The 23,027-nt window shown below is 76.0% G+C and carries 26 protein-coding genes and 1 pseudogene; 12 read left to right on the top strand and 15 right to left on the bottom strand.

Going from position 1 to position 23,027, the window contains the following annotated elements:
- Nucleotides 1-277 precede the first annotated feature (277 nt).
- The 7 genes from ACFY00_RS23640 (at nt 278) to ACFY00_RS23610 (ending at nt 7,031) form a co-directional block, all read left to right on the top strand.
- The gene (locus tag ACFY00_RS23640; RefSeq protein ID WP_388033518.1) at nt 278-1,117 is read left to right on the top strand and encodes an STAS domain-containing protein; all 840 of its coding nucleotides are present in this window, start codon (nt 278-280) and stop codon (nt 1,115-1,117) included.
- A complete protein-coding gene (locus tag ACFY00_RS23635; protein ID WP_033216718.1) occupies nt 1,114-1,491 on the top strand; it encodes an STAS domain-containing protein in 378 nt (125 codons plus the stop codon). Before ACFY00_RS23640 ends, ACFY00_RS23635 begins: the two co-directional genes overlap by 4 nt.
- Nucleotides 1,488-1,907, top strand: a complete 420-nt coding sequence (locus tag ACFY00_RS23630) for an anti-sigma regulatory factor (RefSeq protein WP_388033517.1) — start codon at nt 1,488-1,490, stop codon at nt 1,905-1,907. Before ACFY00_RS23635 ends, ACFY00_RS23630 begins: the two co-directional genes overlap by 4 nt.
- A complete protein-coding gene (locus ACFY00_RS23625; protein WP_388033516.1) occupies nt 1,904-3,082 on the top strand; it encodes an ATP-binding SpoIIE family protein phosphatase in 1,179 nt (392 codons plus the stop codon). Before ACFY00_RS23630 ends, ACFY00_RS23625 begins: the two co-directional genes overlap by 4 nt.
- Nucleotides 3,083-3,213: 131 nt before the next feature.
- Nucleotides 3,214-4,974, top strand: coding sequence for an ATP-binding protein (locus ACFY00_RS23620; protein ID WP_388033596.1), 1,761 nt, complete (start codon nt 3,214-3,216; stop codon nt 4,972-4,974).
- Nucleotides 4,971-6,602: a SpoIIE family protein phosphatase gene (locus ACFY00_RS23615; protein WP_388033515.1), complete on the top strand. Its 1,632-nt coding sequence runs from the start codon at nt 4,971-4,973 to the stop codon at nt 6,600-6,602. Before ACFY00_RS23620 ends, ACFY00_RS23615 begins: the two co-directional genes overlap by 4 nt.
- Nucleotides 6,603-6,674: 72 nt before the next feature.
- Nucleotides 6,675-7,031: an anti-sigma factor antagonist gene (locus ACFY00_RS23610; RefSeq protein WP_388033514.1), complete on the top strand. Its 357-nt coding sequence runs from the start codon at nt 6,675-6,677 to the stop codon at nt 7,029-7,031.
- Nucleotides 7,032-7,050: 19 nt separating this feature from the next.
- Here the strand turns inward: ACFY00_RS23610 and ACFY00_RS23605 are convergent, their stop codons facing one another.
- From ACFY00_RS23605 to ACFY00_RS23595, 3 genes and pseudogenes are all read right to left on the bottom strand, one after another.
- Nucleotides 7,051-7,800 carry a phosphatase PAP2 family protein gene (locus ACFY00_RS23605; RefSeq protein ID WP_388033595.1) on the bottom strand — a complete coding sequence of 250 codons (750 nt, stop codon included), beginning with the start codon at nt 7,798-7,800 and terminating at the stop codon, nt 7,051-7,053.
- A 278-nt stretch (nt 7,801-8,078) separates the two neighbouring features.
- A pseudogene (locus ACFY00_RS23600) lies at nt 8,079-9,005 on the bottom strand (YihY/virulence factor BrkB family protein); the annotation flags it as partial.
- Nucleotides 9,005-10,648 (bottom strand): diacylglycerol kinase family protein, encoded by a 1,644-nt coding sequence (locus ACFY00_RS23595; protein WP_388033513.1) that lies wholly within the window; start codon nt 10,646-10,648, stop codon nt 9,005-9,007. The gene ACFY00_RS23595 and the pseudogene ACFY00_RS23600, both read right to left, overlap by 1 nt.
- A 132-nt stretch (nt 10,649-10,780) precedes the next feature.
- On the opposite strand from ACFY00_RS23595, the gene ACFY00_RS23590 reads away from it, so the two are divergent.
- From ACFY00_RS23590 to ACFY00_RS23580, 3 genes are all read left to right on the top strand, one after another.
- Complete coding sequence (locus ACFY00_RS23590; RefSeq protein WP_388033512.1) at nt 10,781-11,983, top strand: phosphatidylserine/phosphatidylglycerophosphate/cardiolipin synthase family protein; 1,203 nt, start codon at nt 10,781-10,783, stop codon at nt 11,981-11,983.
- An 82-nt stretch (nt 11,984-12,065) separates the two neighbouring features.
- On the top strand, nt 12,066-12,335 hold the full coding sequence (locus ACFY00_RS23585) for a hypothetical protein (protein WP_388033511.1): 270 nt from the start codon (nt 12,066-12,068) through the stop codon (nt 12,333-12,335).
- 43 nt (nt 12,336-12,378) lie between these two features.
- Entirely contained in the window at nt 12,379-13,182 is an 804-nt protein-coding gene (locus tag ACFY00_RS23580) for a DUF1206 domain-containing protein (RefSeq protein ID WP_388033510.1), read from the top strand.
- Between the two features lie 43 nt (nt 13,183-13,225).
- On the opposite strand, the gene ligD (ACFY00_RS23575) is transcribed toward ACFY00_RS23580, so the two are convergent.
- Both ligD (ACFY00_RS23575) and ligD (ACFY00_RS23570) read right to left on the bottom strand, forming a co-directional pair.
- The gene (ligD, locus tag ACFY00_RS23575) at nt 13,226-14,128 is read right to left on the bottom strand and encodes a non-homologous end-joining DNA ligase (protein ID WP_388033509.1); all 903 of its coding nucleotides are present in this window, start codon (nt 14,126-14,128) and stop codon (nt 13,226-13,228) included.
- Nucleotides 14,125-15,087, bottom strand: coding sequence for a non-homologous end-joining DNA ligase (gene ligD / locus ACFY00_RS23570; protein ID WP_388033508.1), 963 nt, complete (start codon nt 15,085-15,087; stop codon nt 14,125-14,127). Before ligD (ACFY00_RS23570) ends, ligD (ACFY00_RS23575) begins: the two co-directional genes overlap by 4 nt.
- Nucleotides 15,088-15,226: 139 nt before the next feature.
- Here ligD (ACFY00_RS23570) and ACFY00_RS23565 point away from each other — a divergent pair, with 139 nt between their 5' ends.
- Nucleotides 15,227-15,835 carry an endonuclease gene (locus ACFY00_RS23565; protein WP_388033507.1) on the top strand — a complete coding sequence of 203 codons (609 nt, stop codon included), beginning with the start codon at nt 15,227-15,229 and terminating at the stop codon, nt 15,833-15,835.
- Nucleotides 15,836-15,970: 135 nt separating this feature from the next.
- Complete coding sequence (locus ACFY00_RS23560; RefSeq protein WP_388033594.1) at nt 15,971-17,059, top strand: Ku protein; 1,089 nt, start codon at nt 15,971-15,973, stop codon at nt 17,057-17,059.
- Nucleotides 17,060-17,079: 20 nt separating this feature from the next.
- Here ACFY00_RS23560 and ACFY00_RS23555 read toward each other — a convergent pair whose 3' ends face one another.
- From ACFY00_RS23555 to ACFY00_RS23510, 10 genes are read right to left on the bottom strand one after another with little or no spacing between them, the layout of a single operon-like run.
- Nucleotides 17,080-17,367: a gas vesicle protein K gene (locus ACFY00_RS23555; RefSeq protein ID WP_285738539.1), complete on the bottom strand. Its 288-nt coding sequence runs from the start codon at nt 17,365-17,367 to the stop codon at nt 17,080-17,082.
- Complete coding sequence (locus tag ACFY00_RS23550; RefSeq protein WP_388033506.1) at nt 17,364-17,582, bottom strand: gas vesicle protein; 219 nt, start codon at nt 17,580-17,582, stop codon at nt 17,364-17,366. The genes ACFY00_RS23555 and ACFY00_RS23550 overlap by 4 nt, the downstream gene beginning before the upstream one ends.
- Entirely contained in the window at nt 17,579-18,400 is an 822-nt protein-coding gene (locus ACFY00_RS23545; RefSeq protein WP_388033505.1) for a GvpL/GvpF family gas vesicle protein, read from the bottom strand. Before ACFY00_RS23545 ends, ACFY00_RS23550 begins: the two co-directional genes overlap by 4 nt.
- Nucleotides 18,397-18,864 (bottom strand): gas vesicle protein, encoded by a 468-nt coding sequence (locus ACFY00_RS23540; protein WP_388033504.1) that lies wholly within the window; start codon nt 18,862-18,864, stop codon nt 18,397-18,399. Before ACFY00_RS23540 ends, ACFY00_RS23545 begins: the two co-directional genes overlap by 4 nt.
- Nucleotides 18,861-19,520, bottom strand: a complete 660-nt coding sequence (gvpO, locus tag ACFY00_RS23535) for a gas vesicle protein GvpO (RefSeq protein ID WP_388033503.1) — start codon at nt 19,518-19,520, stop codon at nt 18,861-18,863. The genes ACFY00_RS23540 and gvpO overlap by 4 nt, the downstream gene beginning before the upstream one ends.
- A 3-nt stretch (nt 19,521-19,523) precedes the next feature.
- On the bottom strand, nt 19,524-19,766 hold the full coding sequence (locus ACFY00_RS23530) for a gas vesicle protein GvpG (RefSeq protein ID WP_388033502.1): 243 nt from the start codon (nt 19,764-19,766) through the stop codon (nt 19,524-19,526).
- Nucleotides 19,757-20,545, bottom strand: coding sequence for a GvpL/GvpF family gas vesicle protein (locus ACFY00_RS23525; protein WP_388033501.1), 789 nt, complete (start codon nt 20,543-20,545; stop codon nt 19,757-19,759). The genes ACFY00_RS23530 and ACFY00_RS23525 overlap by 10 nt, the downstream gene beginning before the upstream one ends.
- Entirely contained in the window at nt 20,542-20,967 is a 426-nt protein-coding gene (gene gvpJ, locus ACFY00_RS23520) for a gas vesicle protein GvpJ (protein ID WP_388033500.1), read from the bottom strand. The genes ACFY00_RS23525 and gvpJ overlap by 4 nt, the downstream gene beginning before the upstream one ends.
- A gap of 5 nt (nt 20,968-20,972) precedes the next feature.
- Nucleotides 20,973-22,133 (bottom strand): SRPBCC family protein, encoded by a 1,161-nt coding sequence (locus tag ACFY00_RS23515; protein WP_388033499.1) that lies wholly within the window; start codon nt 22,131-22,133, stop codon nt 20,973-20,975.
- A gap of 6 nt (nt 22,134-22,139) precedes the next feature.
- Nucleotides 22,140-22,970 (bottom strand): hypothetical protein, encoded by an 831-nt coding sequence (locus tag ACFY00_RS23510; RefSeq protein WP_388033498.1) that lies wholly within the window; start codon nt 22,968-22,970, stop codon nt 22,140-22,142.
- Nucleotides 22,971-23,027: the final 57 nt, after the last annotated feature.

Raw genomic sequence — 23,027 nt, 5'->3', positions numbered from 1 at the left:
ACCCCGTGCCGATCGGGGCAGACGGCGCGGGGGGGGGCCCCCCCCGCCGGGGGGGGGGGGGGGGGGCCGGGGGCGGGGGGGGGGCCCCCCCGGCCGGGGGGGGGGGGGGGGGGGGGGGGGGGGGGGGGGCGGCGCGGGCGGGGGGGGGGCCGCGGGGCGCCGGCGCGCGCCCCCCCCCCCCCCGCCCCCCCCCCCCCCCCCCCCCCCCCCCCCCCCGTCGTGCGACGGCCCGGCCCCCTTCCGTGGGGGTCTTGTTCTCAGTTGAGGAGAGCGCCTGATGGCGGTGGAGCGTGCGTCGGAACGGCTCGTGGAGCTGCTCACCCGGGACGATGCGGTGCAGGAGCAGTGGGTGGCGGCCGTGGCGGCGTCCCTCGGTGGCCGGATCAGCCGGGCCGAGCTGGAGCGCGAGCTGTCGGACCTGTACCAGGCCCTGCTGCAGGCCCTGGACAAGGGCGGCCTGGACTGGCAGGACGAGGCGTACTCGGAGGTGCGCGCCCTGCTGGTGGAGCTCTCCCGGAGCCGGGCCCGGCACGGCTTCACGCCGACCGAGACGGCCGTCAGCGTCTTCGCGGGCAAGGACGTGCTGGAGCCCACCGCGGGCAGCAGCGCCGAGGACATCACGGCCTACCTCCAGCTGGCCCGGCTGTTCGACGCGCTGGGCCTGTTCACCATCGAGGCGTACGCCCGCACCCGGGAGGAGATCATCAGCGCCCAGGCCGAGCAGTTGCTCGAACTGTCGACGCCGGTGGTCAAGCTGTGGGAGGGCGTGGTCGCGGTGCCGCTGGTCGGCACCCTGGACTCGGCGCGCACCCAGGTGGTGATGGAGAAGCTGCTGCAGAGCCTGGTGGACTCGGAGTCCGAGCACGCCATCATCGACATCACCGGCGTGCCCGCGGTGGACACCGAGGTCGCCCAGCACCTGCTGAAGACCGTGGTCGCCGCCCGGCTGATGGGCGCGGAGTGCACCATCTCCGGCATCCGGCCGCAGATCGCGCAGACCCTGGTCGCGCTCGGCGTGCAGTTCGGCGACATCGTCACCAAGGCGACCCTGCAGGACGCGCTGCGCCACGTCCTGCAGCAGAGCGGCACCGCGCTGCCCTCGGGCGGCACCCGGTGAGCGACCGCGTTCCCGTCCTGAAGCTCGGCCAGGTCCTGCTGGTCTCCATCCAGGTCGACCTGGAGGACCAGATCGTCCTGGACCTGCAGGACGACCTGGCCGAGCGGATCGTCGCCACCGGCGCGACCGGCGTGGTCATCGACATCACGGCGCTGGAGATCGTCGACTCCTTCGTGGGCCGGATGCTCGCCAACACCGCCGCGATCTCGCGCATGCTGGACGCCGAGACCGTGGTCGTCGGCATGCGCCCGGCGGTGGCGATCACCCTGGTCGAACTGGGCCTCTCGCTGGGCGGGGTGCGCACCGCGCTCACCCTGGAGAAGGGCCTGGCGCTGCTGGAGCGGGACCGTACCGCGCGTACGGGCCGGCCGTGACCGGGCCACGGGTGGTGGAGGACGAGCAGAGCGTGCCGATCGGCTCCAACGACGACGTGGTGCGGGCCCGGCAGACCGTCCGGACGTACGCCCAGCAGCGCGGGCTGTCGCTGGTCGACCAGACCAAGCTGGTCACCGCCGCCAGCGAACTCGCCCGCAACACGCTGGTGTACGGCGGCGGCGGCCTGATGCGCTGCGCCGTCGTCCGCAGCGGCGCCCGGGTGGGCGTGCAGGCGGTGTTCGAGGACAGCGGCCCCGGCATCCCCGACCTGGACCTCGCGCTGACCGACGGATGGACCTCCGGCGGCGGCCTGGGCCTGGGCCTGAGCGGGGCCCGGCGGCTGGTGGACGAGTTCGAGCTGCACAGCGAGCCCGGCTCCGGGACGACGGTGTCGGTGACCAAGTGGGCGCGGTGACCCCCGACCGGGCGGGCCCGGCGACCTCCGCCCCGACGGAGTGCGAGGACACCGTGTGGTTCCGGCACTCCGACTCGCTGCCCGCCGCCGCCCGCGGCGCCGCCCGGCAGCTCGCCCAACGGATCGGCCTGCTGCCCGAGCGGGTCGCCGAGGTGGCGCTCGCCGTCAGCGAGGCCGCCACCAACCTGCGTCGGCACGCCGTCGACGGGGCGATGGTGCTGCGGGTGGTGCGCACCGACACCGAGGCGGCGCTGGAGTTCCTCACCGTCGACAGCGGGCCGGGCATGGCGGACGTCCCCGCCGCGCTCGTCGACGGCTACTCCTCCGGCCCCACCCTGGGCATCGGCCTGGGCGCGGTGGCCCGCCTCGCCGACGCCTTCGACCTGCACTCGCTGCCCGGCCGGGGCACCGTGCTGACCGCCCGGTTCTGGAACCGCACCCCGGCCGGGCGGGCGGCCGCCGCGGCGGGCGAACCGGCCGCGGCCGGGCTGACCCGGCCGATGAGCGGGCAGGAGCTGTGCGGCGACGCCTGGGCGGTGCGCCCGGTCGGGCCGCTGCCGGGGCCCGCCCCGGCCGTGCCGCGGCCCGCGGGGGCGGCGCTGAACTGGTCGGTGCTGACCAACCAGGCACCCCCGCCGCCCGCCGCCGGGCCGGGCCGGACGGACGCCGGGTCCTTCCTGCTGCTGTTCTGCGACGGGCTGGGCCACGGCCCGCTCGCCGCCCGGGCCGCCTCGGACGCCGTCGCGGCCTTCCACCGCAGCCGCGCGCACCGGCCCGAGGACGTCCTGGCGGACCTGCACCGGGTGCTGCGCAGCGGGCGCGGCGGGGCGATCGCGGTCGCCCTGGTCGAGCCCGCCGCCGCCCGGTTGACGTTCTGCGGGGTCGGCAACGTCAGCGCCTTCGTGGTGGACACCGCCACCGGGACCCGCCGGTCGCTGCCCTCCTCCCCCGGCATCGTCGGCCACCAGCTGCCCACGCCGCACCCCGTCCGGCAGGACCTGCCGCCCGGCAGCGCGGTGGTGCTGCACTCGGACGGCCTGACCGACCGCTGGCGGGCCACCGACGTGCCCGGCCTGTTCTCCCACCTGCCCGTCACCGCGGCCGCGCTGCTGCTGCGCGAGGCGGGGGTGCGCCGGGACGACGCCGGCGTGGTGGTCGCGAAGGGCGCCTGGTGAACGAACCGAACGGCCCCGGACCCGACCGCACCGACGACCCCGGGCACGGGCCCGGGCACGACCGCACCGACCACCCCGTGGACGACCGTACGAGCGAGGAGGCCGCCGACCGGGCCGCCGGGCAACCGGCCGTGCACCTGGGCGTCGCGCCCGTGCTCACCGCCCAGGACACCTTCGCGCTGCGCCGCAGCGCCCGCGCCGTCGCCGACCTGCTCGGCGCGGACGGGCAGGACGCCGTCCGGCTGGCCACCGTGCTGAGCGAGCTCGGCCGCGGCCTGCTCGGCGCCGACCGGCTCACCGCCGCGTTCGACCTGCTGCCGGGGCGGCCGGCCGCGCTGCGGGTCACCCTGGCCTGGCGGGGCGGGCACCGGCTGCCCGACGAGGCCCTGGAGGCGTCCGCCCGGCTGCTGCCCACCTGCCACGAGCACGCCGGCGGGGACGGCCTGGTGCGGGTCGAGCAGCGGCTCGGCCACGGCCCCGAGCCGGACCCGGAGCTGATCGGGCGGGCCCGCGGCCTGCTCGCCGCGCACACCGGCGCCAGCGCCCTGGAGGACTCCCGGGCGCAGACCCGCGACCTGATCGCCGCACTGGAGCGCACCCGGGCCCAGCGCGAGGAACTGCGCCGTCTGAACCGCGAGTTGGAGGAGACCAACCGGGGCGTCCTGGCGCTGTACTCGGAGCTGTCGGAGGAGCTGGAGGAGACCAACCGGGGCGTGGTCGCGCTCTACGCCGAACTGGACGAGAAGTCGCGGCAGCTGCGCGAGGCCAGCGAGGCCAAGAGCAGGTTCTGGGCGAACGTCAGCCACGAGCTGCGCACCCCCGTCAACGCGGTGGTGGGCCTGGCCGAACTGCTGCGCGCCGACGTCGACGCCCCGCCGGAGGAGCGCGGCCGCCAGCTGACCCTGATCGCGGACTCCGGCCGCACCCTGCTCGCCCTGGTGGACGAGCTGCTGGACGTCGCGAAGGCGGAGTCCGGCACCCTCGACCCGCTGTGGGCGCCGCTCGACCTGCGCGCCGTCCTCGCCCACCTGGACGGCACCCTGCGCGGCCTGGCCCGCCCCGGCGTCGAGCTGCGGATCGGCCCCGCGCCCGAGGTGCCGGAGCCGCTGCTCGGCGACGAGACGATGCTGGTGCGGATCCTGCGCAACCTGCTGTCCAATGCGCTCAAGTTCACCGAGCACGGGTCGGTGGAGCTGACCACCCGGATCGAGGAGGCCCGGGGCGAGGGCCCGTTCCTGGTCATGACCGTCACCGACACCGGCGTGGGCATCCCGGCCGACCAGCACGAACGGGTCTTCGAGGAGTTCTACCAGGTGAAGGGCGCGCACCAGCGGGGCCGCCGCGGCACCGGCCTGGGCCTGCCGTACGCCCGTCGGCTGGCCGAGATCCTCGGCGGCACGCTGCGCCTGGACAGCGCGCCCGGCCGGGGCAGCACGCTGACCGTGCGGCTGCCCGCGCGCCCGGCCCCGCCGCCCGGCCCCCGGCGGGGCGTGCTGGTCGCGGTCGACGACGACCTGGCCTTCCGGGACGTGCTGCGCCCGCTGCTGCACGAGATCGCCGAGCGGGTGGTGGAGACCGACGACGGCTGGGCCGCGCTGCCGCTGGTCCGCGACGTCCAGCCCGACGGGATCGTCCTCGACCTGCACCTCGGCGACACGGACGGCTACCAGGTGCTCGCCCAGCTGCGGGCCGACCCGGTGCTGTGCCGGACGCCGGTGGTGGTCCTGACCTCCGCCTCGCTGACCGCCGCCGACCGGGCCCGGCTCTCGCACGCCCGCGCCGTGCTGCCGAAGTCCGGCCTCAGCAGCGGCCGGATCGCCGCCGCCCTGTCCGCCCCCCGCCCCGCTCCGCCGCGGCGGCCGTCCCCCGAGTCCCCCGAGGAGGGGTCATGACCGGCTCCGACTCCGGGCCCGCCACCGTCCTGGTGCTCGACGACAACGACGCGACCCGTTACATCGTCGGCAGCTGGCTGCGCCGCTCCGGGCACACCGTGGTCGAGGCGGTCGACGGCTCGCAGGCCCTGGCGCTGCTGGAGCGCACCCCCGCCGCCGAGCTGCCCGAGCTCGCCGTGGTGGACATCAGCCTGCCCGACATGACCGGCTTCGAGGTGTGCGAGCGGATCAAGAGCGGACCGCGCACCGCCGCGCTGCCCGTCGTCCACATCTCCGCCACCGCGATCGCCGCCAGCGACCGCACCCAGGGCCTGCACCGGGGCGCCGACGCCTACCTGACCGAGCCGATAGACCCGGCCGAGCTGCAGGCCACCGTCACCGCCGTGCTGCGCTACGCCCGGGCCCGGCGGCACGCCGAACGCCTGGCCGCCCGGGTCGCGGCCCTGCACCGCAGCACGCTCGCCCTGTACGGCGCCGCCGACACCGACGCCCTGGTCGGCGCGGCCGCGCTCGGCGCGATCCGGCTCGGCGCCGCCCGGGCCACCGCGATCGCCCTCGGACCGGACCGCGACGCCCTGCACCTGGCCCACCACGACCCGCACCCGCCGGACGGCCCGGCGGTGCGGCTGCTCCAGGCACCGCCCGTGCTGCTCGACGCCATCGCCCACCACACCCTCGGCGACGCCACCGGCACCGACACCGCCCTGCTCGACGCCGAGCAGTGGCACGAGGTGCTGGCCGGGCACGGCCTGGACGGCGCGGGCCTGCCCGCCGGGCCGGTCGCCCTGGTGGTGGCCCGCACCAAGCCCGGCCGCCCGCTGCTGGCCGTGGTCGTCGACCGGGAGGCGGTCGCCGCCCCCGACGAACGCGACCTGCTCCCCCAGCTCACCCAGGCCGGGGCGCTCGCCCTGGAGGCCCAGCGCAGCCAGGCCGAGGAGCACGCCCTCGCCCTCACCCTGCAACGCAGCTTCCTGCCCAGCCGGCTGCCCGCCGTCCCCGAGGTCGATCTCGCCGTGCGCTACGAACCGGCCTCCGCCCACAGCGAGATCGGCGGCGACTTCTACGAGGCCATCGACACCCCCGCCGGGCTGCTGCTGGCGATCGGCGACGTGGCCGGGCACTCGCTGGAGGCGGCGATGGCGATGGGCGAACTGCGCCACGCGCTGCGCGCCTACGCCATCGAGGGCCACGACCCGCAGACCCTGCTGCACCGGTTGGACGCCCTGCTGACCCGGCTGCGACCCGGCCTGACCGCGACGGTGTGCCTGGTGCTGATCGCGCCCGACCGGCGCAGCGTCAAGGTCGCCAACGCCGGGCACCTGCCGCCGCTGCTGCGGCGGCCGGACGGCTCCGCCCGCTACCTGGCCGAGCACGGCATCCTGCTCGGCCTGAACGTGCCGCAGCCCCCGCCGGTCGACCACCCGGTCGAGCCCGGCAGCACCCTGCTGCTGGTGACCGACGGCCTGATCGAGGTGCCCGGCGAGCACCTGCAGACCGGCCTGGACGCCCTGCGGGACGCCTTCGCCGCCGCCCCGGCCGCGCTGGACCCGGCGGCCGACCTGCTGCTGTCCTCGTTCGCCCGGGCGCAGACCGACGACGTCGCGCTGCTGCTGGCCCGGCTCGGCTGAGCCCGTGCCCCCCGCCACGCCCGCCACGCCCGCCCTGCCCGTCCTGCCCGCCCCGCACCGTACGGAGCCCCCGTGCCCGAGTACGCCCTGACCATCGAGGTCCGCACCCATCCCGCGGGGGTGAGCGTCGTCGCCCTCGCGGGCGAACTCGACCTCCACACCGCGCCGCGCCTGCACCGGGCCGTGGAGCGGACCGCCGAGGAGCTGCCACTGGTGCTGGACGTGGCACGGCTCGGGTTCTGCGACTCCGTCGGCGTGGCCGAACTCCTCTTCGCGTTCCGCCGCACCCGGGCCGCCGGGACCTCGCTCGCCCTGGCCGGCACCACGCCCGACCTCGGCCGGCTGCTGGCCATCTCCGGCCTGGAGACGCTGCTGCCCAGCCACGCCACCGTGGACGCCGCGGTCGGCGCGCTGCGCCGGGACGGCTGAGCCCGCCCCGGCGCGCACCTCACTCCTCGGGCCGCCGCGGGCCGTCCGGGGCGAGTTCGGGCTCCAGGCCCTCGGCCAGCGGCGGCGGGACGGGACGGCCGGTCTCGCGCCGCCAGCCCTCGAACGCCCAGGCGGTGGCCGCGACCAGGCCCAGGCCGAGCAGCCACCCGCCCAGCACGTCGCTGGCCCAGTGCACGCCGAGCGCGACCCGGGTGAACCCCACCCCCAGCACGCTCACCGCGGCCACCACCCGGGCCGCCCACCGCCACGCCGGGCGCAGCACCGGCGAGAACACCAGCAGCAGCACGGCGCAGCAGGTCGCCGCCGTCATCGCGTGCCCGGACGGGAACGAGAAGCCCGGGGCGTGCGCCACCGGATCGGGCAGCGCGGGCCGGGCCCGGGCGACCGCCGCCTTCACCGCCCAGCCGACCAGCCCGGAGGCGGTCACCGTCGCCGCGGTCCACAGCGCCAGCCGCCAGGCCCGCCGCCACAGCAGCCAGCCGACGGCCGCCGCGACCAGCAGCCGCATCGTCAGCGGGTCCCACACCCCGTTGCTGAGCGTGCGCAGCACCGAGAGGACGGCGGGGTGGTCGCGCACGGTGGTGTGCAGCCGGTGCGCCGCGCCCGCGTCGAGCCGGTGCAGCGGCGCCCAGTGCGACTCGATCAGCACCAGCAGCAGCGCGGTCGGCACGGCGGCCACCGCGAACGCGGCGACGGCGGTGAGCAGGCGCCGGCCCAGCCGCAGGTCGGCGGTGCGGCGCGGCGGCAGCCACCGGTACGAGCGCGCACGGAGCGGGCGCGCACGGAGGGGGTGCGGACGGAGGGGGTGGCGGATCACTGCGGCGACCTCCCGGGGGCGTGGTCCGACCGGTCCGGCCGGTCCGGCCTCGACGGACCGGGAACCGGCGGATCGGCGTTCGGCGGATCGGCGTTCGGCGGAGCGGCGTCCGGCGGAACGGGCGCCAGCAGGTCGGGGGCCGGGTGGCCCGGCGCCGCCGCGTGCGCGGGGGGCTGCGGGCCCGCGTCCGTCTCCCGGCCCGGGTCCAGCGGGTCGGGGAGGACGGGACCGGGGCTGCCGGTGCGGTCGGCTTCGAGCTGGGCGGCGAAGGAGAGGCCGAGGAAGAGCGCGATCGCCGTCAGGTAGGCCCACACCAGCAGCGAGAACACCGCGCTGAGCGGCCCGTAGACGGCGTCGAACGAGCCACTCAGGCGCAGGTACAGGCTCAGCAGCCAGGTCGCCGCCAGCCAGAGCACCAGGTGGACCCCGGCGCCGAACGCCAGCCAGCTGTAGCCGGGTTGGCGGCGGCGGGGCGCGCGGCGGAAGACCACCGCGGCCGAGGTGAGGGTGAGCAGCACGCCGACCGGCCAGCGCAGCAGGGTCCAGGCGGCGGTGGCGGCCGGGCCGGTGCCGAACACCTCCTGGGCGGCGGCCGCGACCTGCGGTCCGGCGACCAGGACCAGGAAGCCGGTGCCCATCGGCAGGCCCGCGCCCGCGGCCATCAGCAGGCTGCGCCCGTACTTGCGGTCGAACGGGCGGTCCCGTTCGATGCCGTAGATCCGGTTGGCGCCGCGTTCGATCTGGGACATCGCGGTGACCAGGTTGGCGAGCGCGAACAGGGCGCCGAACCAGAGCGCGAGGGTGCCGCCGGTGCGGTGGCGGCTGCGGTCGAGCACCTCGCGCACCAGGTCGGCGCTGGAGGCCGGGACCATCCGCTGGATGCTGGCGGCGACCAGCTGCCCGACCGGGCCGCCGTGCAGCGAGGAGGCCAGGCCGACCACGGCGATCGCGAACGGCACCAGGGCCAGTGCCACCTGGAAGGCCAGGGCGCGGGCGTGGCTGAACCCGTCGGCGTAGCGGAACCGGACGAAGGCGTCGCGGGCCAGCGGCCACCAGGCCCGGCGCCGCAGCGTTCCGACCGCCTCGTCCGCGGACAGGTGCTCGTGGCCGGGTCGGACCCGGCTGGCGGTTCCCATCAGGCCACCTCCCGCTCGACCCACCCCGTGACGGGGCCGGCGGGCGGCGCGGGCGGGGCCTCGTACGGGGCGCCGGGGACGCGCACCAGCAGGGCGGCCGGGCGGGCGGTCAGGGTCAGGCTGCGGCCCTCGTCCACCGGGTCGCCGTCGCACTCGCGCGGGTGGGCGCGGTCGGCGGTCAGTTCGATGCAGCGGCCGCGGAAGTGCTCCAGCGGGGCGCCGGGGCCCGGGGGGCGGGTGCCGGTGAGCAGCGAGAGCAGGGTCTGCCACCAGCCGCGCGGCCCGTGCGGCTGCACCAGGACGAGGTCGAGCAGCCCGTCGTCGGGCGCCGCCTCGGGCAGCAGGCGCACCCCGCCCTGGAGGGTGCCGACGTTGCCGACGATCGCGGTGCGGACCTGTCGGCGCACCGGCGGGGCGCCGTCGACGGTGACGGTCAGCGGGAAGCGCCGGTCGGTGAGGTGGCGGGCCCCGGCGACCAGGTAGGCGGGCCAGCCGAGGCGGCGCTTGAGGGTGCGACCGGTGTCGGCCATCACGGCGGCGTCGAGGCCCATCCCGGCCATGGTCGCGGCGGCCCGGGCGGGCAGGCCGTCGCCCTCGACCCGCATCAGGTCGATCCGGCGGGTGCGGCCGGCGAGGGCGGCGGTCAGGGCGGCTTCGGGGTCGGTGGGCAGGCCGAGGTTGCGGGCCAGCAGGTTGCCGGTGCCGCAGGGGACGACCAGCAGGGTGGCGCCGGTGCCGGCCAGGGTCTCGGCGCAGGCGGTGACGGTGCCGTCGCCGCCGCAGGCGGCGACCAGGCGGGCGCCGTCGGCGAGGGCGCGGGCGGCGGCGGCCCGGCCGCAGTCCTCGGCGTCCCCGGCCAGGTGGCGGACGGGTCCGTGGCCGTGGGCGGTCAGGACGGCGGTGAGCCGGTCCAGCAGGGCCTGGTCGACCGACAGCGGGTTGTGCACCAGCGCGGCCGGGAGCGGGACGGCGGCGGCGACCGGCGTCCGCCGCTCGCGGGCGGGCAGCGCGTGCGCGACCACCCACAGGGCGGCCGCGCCGTTGAGCGCCCCGGCCACCACGTCGGTGGGGTGGTGCATGCCCCGGTAGAGGCGGCTGGCGGCGACCAGCACCGGCACCGTCCAGGCGAGGGCGCACAGCAGCACGGGCAGCACCCGTCGCCGTCCGCGCAGCGCGTGCAGGGCGAGCAGGCCCAGTCCGCCGTACAGGGCGGTGGCCGCGCCGACGTGCCCGGACGGGAAGCTGGAGGTGGGCAGGGCGCCGTCCAGCCGGACGACGTCGGGCCGGGCCCGGTCGACCAGGTGGGCGGCGGTCACGAACAGCGTGGCCTGCAGTGCGACCGCACCGGCGAGCAGTGCGGCGGCCCGCCACCGGTGCCGGAGCAGCAGCAGGACCGCGGCGGCGGCCGTCACCGCCACGATGGCCGGGGTGAAGGCGAGCGCGGAGAGCCAGTCGCTGGCGGTGGTCAGGGCGGGCGTGCGGTGCGCGGCCAGCCAACCGACCAGGCCCTTCTCGCCCGGGTCCCACCAGTGGCCCGGCGGATGGGTGATCAGCAGTCCGACGGCGACCAGTGCCGTCAACTGCCCCAGCACCGCCACCAGTACGCCGAGCGGTCTGGCCGCCCGTCCCCGAGTCCTCGTCATGGCCCCCGTGTCCCCCGGTCCGCGGTTTTCATCCCTCCCGGTTCCTCTTCGGTCCCGCTCCGCGGGCATCGTTCCCGGCGCAGTGGGTAGCCGAGGGCCCGCCACAGCGACCCGCCCCGGACGGAGGGACCCATGACCACCGAAACCGCGCCCGAGCCCGCCCCGGCTCCACTGCCCGCGGACCGCGGCCGGGTACTGCGCCGCCGACTGGAAGGGCTGATCGGCATCGCCGCGACCGAGGGCAACCTGCTGACGCCGCTGCGCAACGGGGACGAGATCTTCCCGGCCATGCTGGAGGCGATCGACGGGGCGCGGCGGACGGTCGACCTGATGACGTTCGTGTACTGGCGCGGGGAGATCGCCCGGGTCTTCGCCCGGGCGCTGGCCCGCCGGGCGGCGCTGGGCGTGCGGGTGCGGCTGCTGCTGGACGGGTTCGGCAGTCGGCTGATCGAGCCGGAGCTGATAGACCTGATGGAGTCGGCGGGCGTCCAGATCTCCTGGTTCCGGCGGCCGGTGCGGCTGTCGCCGTTCAAGCAGAACCACCGCTGCCACCGCAAGGTCCTGGTGGTGGACGGCCGGACCGCGTTCACCGGCGGGGTCGGCATCGCCGAGGAGTGGTGCGGCGACGCCCGGCACCCGGGCGAGTGGCGCGACACCCACGTGCGGGTGGTCGGGCCCGCGGTGGACGGCATCGCGGCGGCCTTCGCGCAGAACTGGGCCGAGTGCGCCCCCGGAACGCTGTACGACGCGGCGGACCGGTTCGCGGAGCACGAGCAGCCGGGCGAGGCGGTGGTGCAGGTGGTGCGGGGTTCGGCCGCGGTGGGCTGGCAGGACCTGCAGACCCTGATGCGGGTGGTGATCTCCTCGGCCGAGCGGCGGCTGCGCCTGGCGACGGCGTACTTCGCGCCGGACGACTACTTCGTCGACCTGCTGTGCGCCGCGGGCCGCCGCGGGGTCGCCGTCGACCTGCTGGTGCCGGGCCGGCACACCGACAAGCGGGTGTGCCAGTTGGCGGGCGAGCGGCACTTCGGGCGGCTGACCGCCTCGGGGGTGACGGTCTGGCGGTACGGGCCGACGATGATGCACGCCAAGGTGCTGACGGTGGACGGGACGGCCGCGGTGGTCGGCTCGGCGAACTTCAACCGCCGCTCGCTGGACCACGACGAGGAGGTGGTGCTGGCCGTGGTGGACGAGGAGTTCACCGCCGTCCTGGACCGGCACTTCGACGAGGACCTGGCGCGCAGCGAGACCGTCGTGCCGGAGCGCTGGCACCGCCGCGGCCCGGCCCGGCGCGCCCTGGAGGCGGCCACCGCCCCGATCCGGCACTTCCTGTGAGCGCCCCCGCCCCGGGCAGGGATGGCCAACTCCCCTCCCCTGCAACGGGTTTGGGGCAGCCGCGACGGGCAAGGCGGCAGCCATGAGACGGACAACTTCGGTGATATCGGCCCTGGCCCACGTCCTCGCGGCGATCCTGGTCGTCTGGATCCTGCTGGACCTCTTCGGCGCCAACCAGGGCAACGGCCTCGTCAACTGGTTCCACACCGCCGCCGACTGGCTCTCCGGCTGGTCGCGCGGCCTGTTCACGGTCTCCAACCACACCGCGCAGGTCCTCCTGGACTACGGCATCCCGGCGGTCGTCTACGTGGCCATCGGCAACCTCGTCACCCGCAGCCGGGCCCTCGACTGAGTCGGCCCGCGACAACCACGAGCAAAGAACGAGGAGGACGTCGATGGATGCGAACCCGCATGAGGACGCCCGGCTGGGCCGGGTGACGACGGCCGCGGGCCGGACGGGCTTCGTGGCCCGGGGCGTGGTGTACGCCCTGGTCGGGGTGCTGGCCCTGCGGATCGCCTTCGGGGCGGGCGGCGAGGACGCCGACCGGCAGGGGGCGCTGCACCAGGTCGCGGAGCAGCCGTTCGGCACGGTGCTGCTCTGGGCGCTGGCGGTCGGCTTCGTCGGGATGGCGCTGTGGCGGGCCTCGACGGCGGTCTTCGGCGAGGCCGGGCGGAAGAAGACCGGCTCGCGGCTGCTGTCGGCCGGGCGGGCGGTGTTCTACGGCTTCGTGGCCTGGGGGACGGCCTCGTACGCGGCGGGCTCCGGCGGCGGCTCGGACAGCGACACCGCCTCCAAGGACTGGACGGCCACCACGCTGGGCTGGCCCGGCGGCCGCTGGCTGGTCGGCGCGGCCGGGCTGGTGCTGGCGGGCGTCGGCGCGGCGATCGCGGTCCGCGCCCTGCAGCGGCGCTTCCTGCGCAAGCTCGACACCGCGTCGATGAGCCCGCGCACCCAGGCCGCGGTGACCGGGACGGGCGTCTCCGGCAACGTCTCCCGCGGCGCCGTGTACGCGGCCGCCGGAGCGTTCGTCGTGGTGGCGGCCGTCCGCTTCGACCCCGGCCGGGCCCGGGGCATGGACGACACCCTGCGCTCCTTCGCCGACAGCGCGGCCGGTCCGTGGCTGCTGGTGGCGGTGGCCGCCGGGCTGGTCCTGTACGGCGTGTTCTCCTTCGCCTCGGCGCGCTGGCGCCGGTTCTGAGCCCCCGCCGGGTGACGACGGGCCCCGGCTCCCGGGCGCGCGGTCAGAGCTGTTCGAGGCGGCGGCGCGCGGGGCCCAGCGAGCGGACCCGGCGGGCGGCGCCCCGCCACGGGTCGGGGGCCTGGAGGCGTTCCGCCGTGGTGGCGAGGGTCCAGCGCCGGGCGGTGAGGTCGGGGTCGTCCAGTTCGTGGAGGGCCAGCGGGGTGGCGACCGGCGCGCCGGGCAGGGCGCGGACCGCGTACGGGGTGACGGCGTTCTGGCCGTACGCGTTGCGCTGGACGTCGAGGTAGAGCCGCCCCCGGCGGGCCGCCTTGCGGGCCTCGGTGGTGAGCAGGTCCGGATGGCGGCGGGCCAGCAGCTCGGCGGCGTCCCGGGCGAAGGCCCGGACCTCGTCGAAGGGGGCGCTGCGGTCGAGCCGGACCAGCAGGTGCAGTCCGCGCGAGCCGGTGGTCATCAGGTCGGCGGGGAGGCCGAGTTCGGCGAACAGCCCGTGCGCCAGGACGGCGGCCTCCCGGACGGGCTCGAAGTCCTCGCCCGCCGGGTCGAGGTCGAGGACCAGCAGGTCGGGGTGGTCGGGCCGGTCCGCCTTGGCGAGCCAGCGGTGCGGGGTGACGCAGGCCTGCCCGACCAGGTGGAGCAGGGTGGCCAGGTCGTCGCAGACGGGGTAGCGCACCGTGCCGCCCTCCTTGGGCAGTTCGGCGCGCCGGATCCACTCCGGGAAGTGCTCGGGGGTGTCCTTCTGGACGAGCCGGGGGCCGTCGATGCCGTCGGGGTAGCGCTCCAGCATCAGCGGGCGGTCGCGCAGTTGCGGCAGGATGCGCCGGGCGACGCGGCGGTAGTGCGCGGCGAGGTCGGCCTTGGTGAGGCCGTCCGCCGGGAACAGTTCCTTGTCGGCGCGCTTGAGCTGGACGATCCGCCCGCTGGCCCGGATCTCGACGGTGGTCATGGCGTGCTCCGTTCCCGGACCACCTCGGTGGGCCGCTTGTCCTCGCGCAGGCCCAGGTAGCGCGGGTGGCGCAGCCGCCCGGCCCTGGTCCACTCGGTGAAGGCGATCTGCGCGACCAGTTCGGGTCGCACCCAGTGCGCGCCCGGCTCCCGGACCGGGTCGGCGAACGGCGGGCGCTCCTGCTCCAGGTGCTCCAGCCGGGCCCGCAGGGCGTGCAGGGTCGGGGTGTCGTAGCCGGTGCCGACCTTGCCCGCGTACCGGAGCCGCCCGTCCTGGTAGTGGCCGACCAGCAGGGCGCCGAAGCCGACCCGGCTGCCCGCCGGTTCGGTGAAGCCGCCGATCACCAGTTCCTGGTCGGCCGCGCACTTGAGCTTGAGCCAGTCCGGGGAGCGTCCGCGCCGGTAGCGGCCGTCGGCCCGTTTGGCGATCAGCCCCTCCCAGCCGCGCGCGCAGGCCCCGGCGAGCAGCTCGCGGCCGTCCCGCCCGACCCGGTGGGTGGTGTAGTGCAGCGGGGCGCGGAACTCCAGCGCCCGGCGCAGCAGGGACTTGCGGCTGCGCAGCGGCAGCGCGGTGGTGTCGCGGCCGTCTAGGCGCAGCAGGTCGAACAGGTAGTAGCGGACGGCGACGGGGCTGGCCCGGACGTCCTCGGCGCGGGTGAGCTGCATGCGCTGCTGGAGCAGGGCGAAGTCGCTGCGTCCGCCGCGGACGGCGGTGATCTCGCCGTCGACGGTGAAGTCCCGGACCGGCTGGGCGGTGAGGGCGGCGACGACCTCCGGGTAGGTCGGGCCCAGGTCCCGCCCGGTGCGGGACAGCAGCCGGACCAGGTCGCCGTCGCGCACGGCGAGGGCCCGCACCCCGTCCAGCTTCCGCTCGAACAGCATGTCGGCGTCGAAGGTGCGGCGGTCGCTGAGGGTGGCGAGCATCGGCTGCTCGGGCCCGCGGGCGTCCGTTCGGGGCATCGTCCTGCCTCCTCCGGCCGGGCCCCGGCGTCTACCCGGCCTGGGTCGGGCCGACACGTCCCGCGTGCGGGGCGCCGATCCGGGGCAGGCGCGGTGGCGGGGTACGGCGGAAGTACCGCGGAAGGCGAGGTGCGGGGCGATGACGGTCGACACGGTCACCTCCGAACTGCTGGCGGAGCACGGCCGGACGTACGCGGAGGAGGCCGGGATCACGCTGCGCGACCGGCCCTCGCCGCTGTACCGGCTGCTGGTGCTGACGGTGCTGAGCTCGATCCGGATCAGGGCCGCCACGGCCGTCGCGGCCGCCCGGGAGCTGTCCCGGGCCGGGCTGCGCACGCCGCGGGCGATGGCCGACGCGGCCTGGCAGGACCGGGTGGACGCCCTGGGCCGGGCCCACTACGTCCGGTACGACGAGAGCACCGCCACCGCGCTCGGCGACGGGGCCCGGCTGGTGCTGGAGCGCTGGCGCGGCGACCTGCGCCGGATGGCGGCGGAGGCGGACGGCGACCCCGGGGCGCTGCGCGCGCTGCTGCGGGAGGTGCCGCGGATCGGCCCGGTCGGCGCGGACGTCTTCTGCCGGGAGGCCCAGGCGGTGTGGCCGTGGCTGCGCCCGTCCTTCGACGCCCGGGCCTGCCGGGCGGCGCGGAACCTGGGCCTGCCCGGCACGCCCGAGGGCCTGGCCCACCTGGTGCCGCCGGAGCGGTACGCCGTCCTGGCCGCCGCCCTGGTCCGCTCCGGCGCCGCGTGAGGCCCGCGTGAGGCCTCGCCCGGGGCCGACCGGGTGCGGTCCGGCGCCCGCGGCCGGACCCTGGTGTGGGCGCGGCCCGGATCGGGCAGTCGCGCGGCACGCGCCGCCGAGGCGGCGGAGGGAAAGGTGAGCACGATGGCCAAGGCGGTGTGGAAGGGAACGCTGACGTTCGGGCTGGTGAGCCTGCCGGTGGCGCTGTACCCGGCGACGGAGTCGCACGCGGTGCGCTTCCACCAGTTGCAGCGCGGCACCACCGACCGGGTGCGGCAGCGACGGGTGAACGAGCGCACCGGCGAGGAGGTGCCGTTCGAGGACGTGGTCAAGGGCTACGAGCTCGCGGAGGGCCAGTACGTCGTCGTGGAGCCCGCCGAGCTGGAGGAGCTCTCCCCCGGGCGCTCCCGGACGATCGAGATCGGCGGTTTCGCCGACCTCTCGGAGATCGACCCGGTCTTCTTCGACAAGACCTACTACCTCGGCCCCGCCGACCCGGCGACCGCCAAGGTCTACCAGCTGCTGGTGGAGGCGCTCGCCCACTCCCACCGGGCGGGCATCGCCGTGTTCGCGATGCGCGGCAAGGAGTACCTGACCGCGGTCGACTCCGCCGACGGGCTGCTGGAGCTGCGCACCATGCACTGGGCCGACGAACTGCGCGACCCGCAGCAGGAGGTCCCCGACCTGCCCGCCCGGCGCAAGGACTTCAACCGGACCGAGCTGGCCACCGCGGAGCAGCTCATCGAGATGCTGTCCGTCGGCTGGAACCCGGAGGACTACCACGACACCTACGAGGAGCGGGTCCGGGCCCTGGTCGAGGCGAAGGCCGAGGGCCGGGAGATCGCCCTCTCCACCGGCGACGAGCCCGAGCCCACCGAGCTGACCGACCTGGTGGACGTCCTGCGCCGCAGCCTGGACGAGGCCCGCGCGGCCCGCGGGGGCGGTACGGCCCGCGCGAGCGGTGCGAAGGCCGGGCGGACCGGAGCGGCCAGGGCCAAGGCTGCCGGAGCCGCCCGGACCGAGGGGACGCCGAAGCGGGAGCGCGCCGGACGGCGGAAGTCGGCGGAGCCCGCCGAGGCCGTGGAGGACCTCGCCTCGCTCAGCAAGACCGAGCTGTACCGGCGGGCCGCCGCCCTCGGCGTCCCGCACCGGTCCACCATGACGCGCGACCAGCTCCAGTACGCCCTGAAGGCCGCCGCCCGGCCGCACCGGAAGCTGGGCAGGGCGTCCTGACCGGGCGGGTGCGCCGGGCGTCAGTCGGAGGAGAGCAGCGGGCCGAGCGGGCCCAGGTCGATGTTGAGGTCCTCGGGGGTGAGGCCGAAGTGCTCGCGGAGTTCCGCCATCCGGTCCTCCAGCGCCATCAGGGTCAGGCCCAACTGCTCGACCTGCTCCTCGTCCAGGTCTCCCCGGTCGATCCGGCGCAGCGCCTGGCGCTCCATCAGCTGGCGGAGCAGTTCGACCACCGTGAGGACCAGGGACGCGAGGTCCCGTCCGACCGTCTCGGGGTCGAGCTCCACCCGCCGGGGCCGGTCGCCGCTCACGGCACCGCTCCCCCGGCGGCGCCCGGCTCGTCGGCGGCCAGCGAGCTGACCGAGGCGATCAGCGCCCGCAGGCTGATCCGGACCAGGTCGACGTCGGCGATCGAGAGGGTGATCTCGCCCGCGATCACCACGCCGCCGGCCAGCACCCGGTCGAGCAGGTCGACCAGGGCGACCTCGTGCTGCCGCAGCTCGGGGGCGAGGTCGTACCCGCTCATTCCGCGTCGCCCCCGGCCGCCCCGGCCGCCCCGACTGCGCCGGTCACCCCGGCCGGCAGGTCGGCGAAGGAGTACGGGGGCCAGGGCCCGGTGAGCTCCACCCGCAGCGCGGGGCCGTACCGGCGCTGGAGGTCGGTGACCGCGCGGGCGAACTCCGCGGCCCGCGAACGGTGCACCAGGTAGGCGCCGTTGAGCAGCATCGGGTCGCGGACGCCGGTCGCCTCCGGGGGCTGCGGCGGGTGCTCGGTGCTGCGGTCGGCGAGCCCGGCCAGGGTCCGGTGGACCTGCCGGGCGCGTTCGCCGGCCTCCGTCAGCGCGCGGGTGGCCCGGTCGCGGGCGGAGCGGCGACGCAGCAGGTAGGCGGTGCCCGGACGGCCCTCCGGTGCGCCGTCCTCCCCGACCGCCCCGGCCTCCTCGTCCGGGTCGGTCCGGTCCAGGTACGCCTTGACGCCCCACTCGGTGCGGTCGGCGATGCCCGCGAGGGCGGCCCGGAAGCCGTCGGCGTGCGTCGTCAGCAGGGCGCGGACCCGCTCGTCGTCGCGGTACACCGTGCCGTAGCGGACCGGGAGGGCCCGGCCGCCGAGCGCGGAGACCACCCGGTGGTGGGCGCGCGCGGTGCGTTCGAGCCACTGCGGTTCGCCGAGGTGGCGCTGCAGGGTGTCGCCGTCGAAGTCCGGGGCGGGCACCGAGCCGACGACCGCGAGCAGGTCGTCGGCCGTGACCGTCCGCGGGCCCTCGTCGGCGACGCCGCCGGGGAGGTCCGGCGGGAGCGGGTCGGGGCCCGCCGGGGCCACCGCGTACAGCCACGTGTAGGTCATGACGTCCTCCGCGAGCGGGTGCCGGTGCCGGTGCCCTTCCGGGCCGGGGGCGGGTCCTGGGGCCGCTCCACCGCTTCCGGCCCGGTGTCGGCGTCGATGCCGGTGTCGGTCTCCCCGGCGGCCTCCTTCGAGCGGGCGGCCTCCAGTTCGCCGAGGCGTTCGCGCAGGCGGCGGTTCTCGGCGGCGAGGTCGCGGCGGCGGTCGCCGGAGGAGAGCGTGGGGTCGTGCTCCCACCAGTCGATGCCCATCTCGCGGGCCCGGTCGACCGAGGCGATCAGCAGCCGGATCCGGATCGTGAGCAGTTCGATGTCCAGCAGGTTGATCCGGATGTCCCCGGCGATCACGATGCCCTTGTCCAGCACGCGTTCGAGCAGGTCGGCCAGGTTGGCGGGCTGCGGCGCGGCGGAGGTCCCGGGGTACGCGGGTGCCGCGCCGTTGCCGCGCCACGGGGTCGGGGTGCTCACTGCTCCTCCTCGGGGAACCGGCCGCGGTGGTAGCGGCTGTCCCGGCGGTAGGCGAGCAGGTCGCCGTCCGGGGTGAGGTCGACCCGGTAGAGGGCCAGGATGTCGGTGGAGTCGGGGATCCGGCGGCTCTCCACCACCTCGATGCCGACCCGCCAGCCGTCCTCGGTCCGCTCCACCGCGGTGACGCCCTCCGGGCTGCGGCCGGTCATCGCCTGCACCTGGACGGCGGCCCGACGGGCGGCCCCGGCGGCGTCGATCCGGGGGCGCTGCGCGGCTTCGGGCTCGTCCTCCTCCTCCGGCTCCTCGTCCTCCTCCGGTTCGTCGTCCTCGAAGTCGTCGTCCTCCTCAGGCTCGTCCTCCTCGGGTTCGACCTCCTCCGGCTCCGCGTCCTCGGGCTCGTCGCGCCGGGCGGCCCGGCGTCGTCGGGCCGGGGCGCTGGGCGGCGCGCCCTCGTCAGGGGGCCGACGCCGCCGTCGTGGCGGTTCCGCCCGTTCGCGTTCCGGTTCGTCGGTGTCGGGCCGCTCCTCGGCGTCGGCGGCCCGGCGGCGGGTCCGTGGCTCCGCTTCGGGGTCGCGTGCGGGTCGCCGTCGCGGCGCGCCGGTGGACGAGCCGCGCTTCGGACGGTCGTCCGGGCGGCGGGTGCGTGACTCGGGCACGGCTCACACCTCCCAACCCTCGCTCGGCGGCACCAGCCGCCGTACCAGTTCGGCTTCCCGGGCCGTCGCGTCCTCCTCGCTGATCGTGCCGGCCTCCCGGGCGGCCTGGACCTCCATCAGCTGGCGGCGGACGGCCGCCGGGTCGTTCAGTTCCTGCCACGCCTGGTCGTACAGCTGCTCGGCCACCCAGACGACGCCGCGGACGGGCGCGAGCGGCAGGGTGATCAGGCCGGTGATCAGTCCCATGACCCGCGTCCTTGGGCGTCGACGAGTTGGGAGGCGAAGTCGTACGGGGCCAGCGGGCCGAGCAGCCGGAGGTCGATCCGGCCCTCCCAGGTGGCGGCGAGTCCGTCCGCGGCGCGTTCGAACTCCTCCCGGTCGTCCTCGGCGACCAGGAAGGAGGCGTTGACCGGCTGGTCGGCGGAGGAGTCGCCGCGGGCGGTGGCCGCGGCGAGCGGTCCGAGCTGCGCCGCCAGTTCGTCGGCGTCGGCCCGGGCGCGGGCGGTGAGCTCCTCGGAGACGAGTTCGCCGAGCCGGATCCGCTGGTAGCGGGAGGCGTCCTCGGACAGTGTGGCGATCTCCTCCCGGAGCCGGGCGATGTCGGGCCGCTGTTCGAGGATCTCGCGCAGCACCCGGTCCTGCCGGTACGTGCCGCGGACGGTGAACTGGGCGAGGCCCTCCAGCCCCTCCAGCGCGGCCAGGAAGCGCTCCTGCTGCGGGGCGAGCAGTTCGTCGGTGACGGCCGCCGCGTCCCGGACCACCGCGCCGAACCGGAACGGCAGGACGGGCGTGCGTCCGGCCGCCACCGCGTCCAGCACCCGGGCGTGGCCGATCAGGTCCTGGGGCGTGCCGAGCGGGCGGCGGGGGTCGATCTCGCTGACCAGGGCGGCCAGCTCCCGGTGCCGCACCGGGACGACCGGCGCGGGCGGGTCGCCGACGCCGACCACCCCCTCCGGCGCGGAGGCGTCGGCCGGGACGATGCCGTAGACGTAGCAGGCCGCGTCGGACGGCGGGGTGCTGCTCATTGCTCACGCCCCTTCCGGGCCGGCCGGGTCCGCCGGCGGGGCCGCTCCTCCGGCTCCTCCTCGTCCTCCTCGTCGCCGCCCCCGCCGACCAGGTCGGACACCTTCTCCTTCACGCCTTCGAGCGCGCCGCGGGTCTTGTGCCGGGCCCCGCCCTCCTGCATGTCGTTCACCAGTTGCGGGAGCCCCTTGCTGTTGTCCTGGGTGATGTCGAGCCGGTTGACCGCCTCGGCGAAGCGCAGGTACGTGTCGACGCTCGCCACCACGATGCGGGCGTCGATGGTGAGGAGTTCGATCCCGACCAGGGAGACCCGGATGTAGATGTCGATCACCAGGCCCTTGTCGAGGATCAGGTCGATCACGTCCACCAGGCCCGAGGAGGACGGGCGGGACATGTAGTTGCTGGAACGCGGGGCCACCGACACCGCTCTCACCTCTTCCGGGAGGAGGCCCGGCGGGAGCCTCGGCGGGCGGGCTGTTCGGGCTCGTCCTCCTCGTCCTCGGCTTCGTCCTCGTCCTCGTACTCCTCGTCCTCGGGTTCGTCCTCGTCCTCGGGTTCGTCCTCCTCGTCGTCGTACTCCTCGTCGCCGTCCTGGTCCTCGTCCTCGTAGTCCTCGTCCTCCGGTTCCTCCTCGTACTCCTCCTCGTCCGGCTCGTCCTGGTCGTCCTGCTCCTGCTCCTGGTCCTGCTGGTCCTGGTCCTGCTGCTCTTCCTCCTCCTTCACGGCGTCCTCGTGGGAGCGGACCACCTCGCTGTCGCGGATCTCTCCGCGCCAACCCTCGACACTGTCGGGGTCGAGGATCGTGCGCGTCATCACGTGACGGCGGAAGTGCTTCAGCTCCAGCCGGGCGCGGCGGCCCTGGGCCCGCCACAGGTTGCCGGTGCGTTCGAACAGGCCCTGGGGGTGGTACTCGAGGACGACCAGGATCCTGGTCAGGTTGGGGGCGAGTTCGTGGAACGTCACCGCCCCGTCCACCGAGCCCTTCTCGCCCTTGGAGCGCCACACGATCCGCTCGTCCGGGACCTGCTCGACGATCGTCGACTCCCAGGTGCGGTGCGAGAGGAAGATCCCGGCCTTCCAGCTCAGCTTCTCGTCGGCGGACTGGTCGACCTGTTCGAGGCGCTTGGTGAACTTCGGGAAGTCCTGGAACTGGGTCCACTGGTTGTACGCGACCCGGACGGGGACCCCGACGTCGACCTGCTCGATGATGTTGGTGACCTTGGTCTCCTTGTTCCCGCCGCCACCGCCACCGCCGCCACCGAGTTTCCCGGTCACGGCATCCTTCACCTTGGACGCTCCGGCCCCCACCAGCTTCTTCGCGATGGTCCCGCCGACGCTGCCGCCCCCGCCGCCGCCACCACCGTCGTCGTCATCGCCATCGCCGCCGCTGCTGCTGCCGCCGTTCGCCACGTAGTCGACGAGCCGTTCGGTCAGCCCGCCGACCTTGTCGGCCGCCGACGTCATCACCCGCTCCCCCACAGCGGTCGCCAACTCCTTTGCCTGGTCCATCAGTTGCTCGGTGGGGAGCGCCTCCAGCACGCTGCCCGAGCCGTTCCTGTCGCCCTCGTCGGACCGGGGCTGCCTGGCCATCGCCGGTCACCCCGCCTTCGTCTTCTTGGCCGACGCCCGTGTCCCGGTGCTCTTCCGGGCGGACGCGGTGCCGGTCGACTTCCGTCCGGTGGCCGACGAGGCGGTCCGTTTGGTGGCCGCGGACTTCCGCGGCGCAGCCGCCTTCTTCGCGGTCTTCTTCGCGCCGGTGCCGCTGCCGGTGCTGCTACGGCCACCGCTACTGGTCGAGCGGGAGGCGGTGGACGCCGTGCTGCTCTTGGCCCGCGACGGGCGTTTCGTGCCGCCGCCCGCTCCGCTGCCGGTCCCGCCGCTCGCTCGGGAGGTACTACTGCTCCGCGAGGCGCGTCGCCGGGGCGGCGGTTCCTCCTCGGGCTGCTCCTCCTCCGGCTCCTCGTCCTCAGCCTCGGCCTCCTCCGGCTCCGGCTCCTCCTCCTCTTCCTCGTCCTCGTCCTCGGGCTGCTCCTCCTCCGGCTCCTCGTCCGACTCCTCGGCCTCCGCCTCCTCCGGTTCCTCGCTCTCCTCCGGCTCCACCTCGTCCTCGTCCGGTTCCTCGTCGTCCCGGCCGCGGCCCGCGGTGCGGTCGCGGACGGCTTCGGTCTGCTGCTGCAGCCGGTCGGTGAGGGCGCCCATCCGGTTGCCCGCGGCCGTCACGAGGGCGTTCTTGCCCGCTTCGGTCAGGTCGCCGCGCATCTCGTCCACCAGGCCGCGCAGTTGCGGCGAGGACTCCATGAGCTGCCCGAACAGCACGCCAGGGTTGGTGCTGAGCTTCTTTCCCGCCGCCATTCCGGCCAGGGCCAGCGCCCAGCGGGCCTTGCGCCAGCGCCCGAGGAAGTAGCCCGCGACCACGGCGGTTGCCAACTTCGAATTCTTCATCGGATACCCCGCAGAAGGAGTCGGACCGGTCCTTGTGGCCGC

It is taken from the genome of Kitasatospora sp. NPDC001540 (assembly GCF_042894345.1).
Taxonomy (GTDB): domain Bacteria; phylum Actinomycetota; class Actinomycetes; order Streptomycetales; family Streptomycetaceae; genus Kitasatospora; species Kitasatospora phosalacinea_C.
The sequence above is the reverse complement of the archived record's forward strand: the minus strand, read 5'-3'. Positions and strand labels throughout refer to the sequence as shown.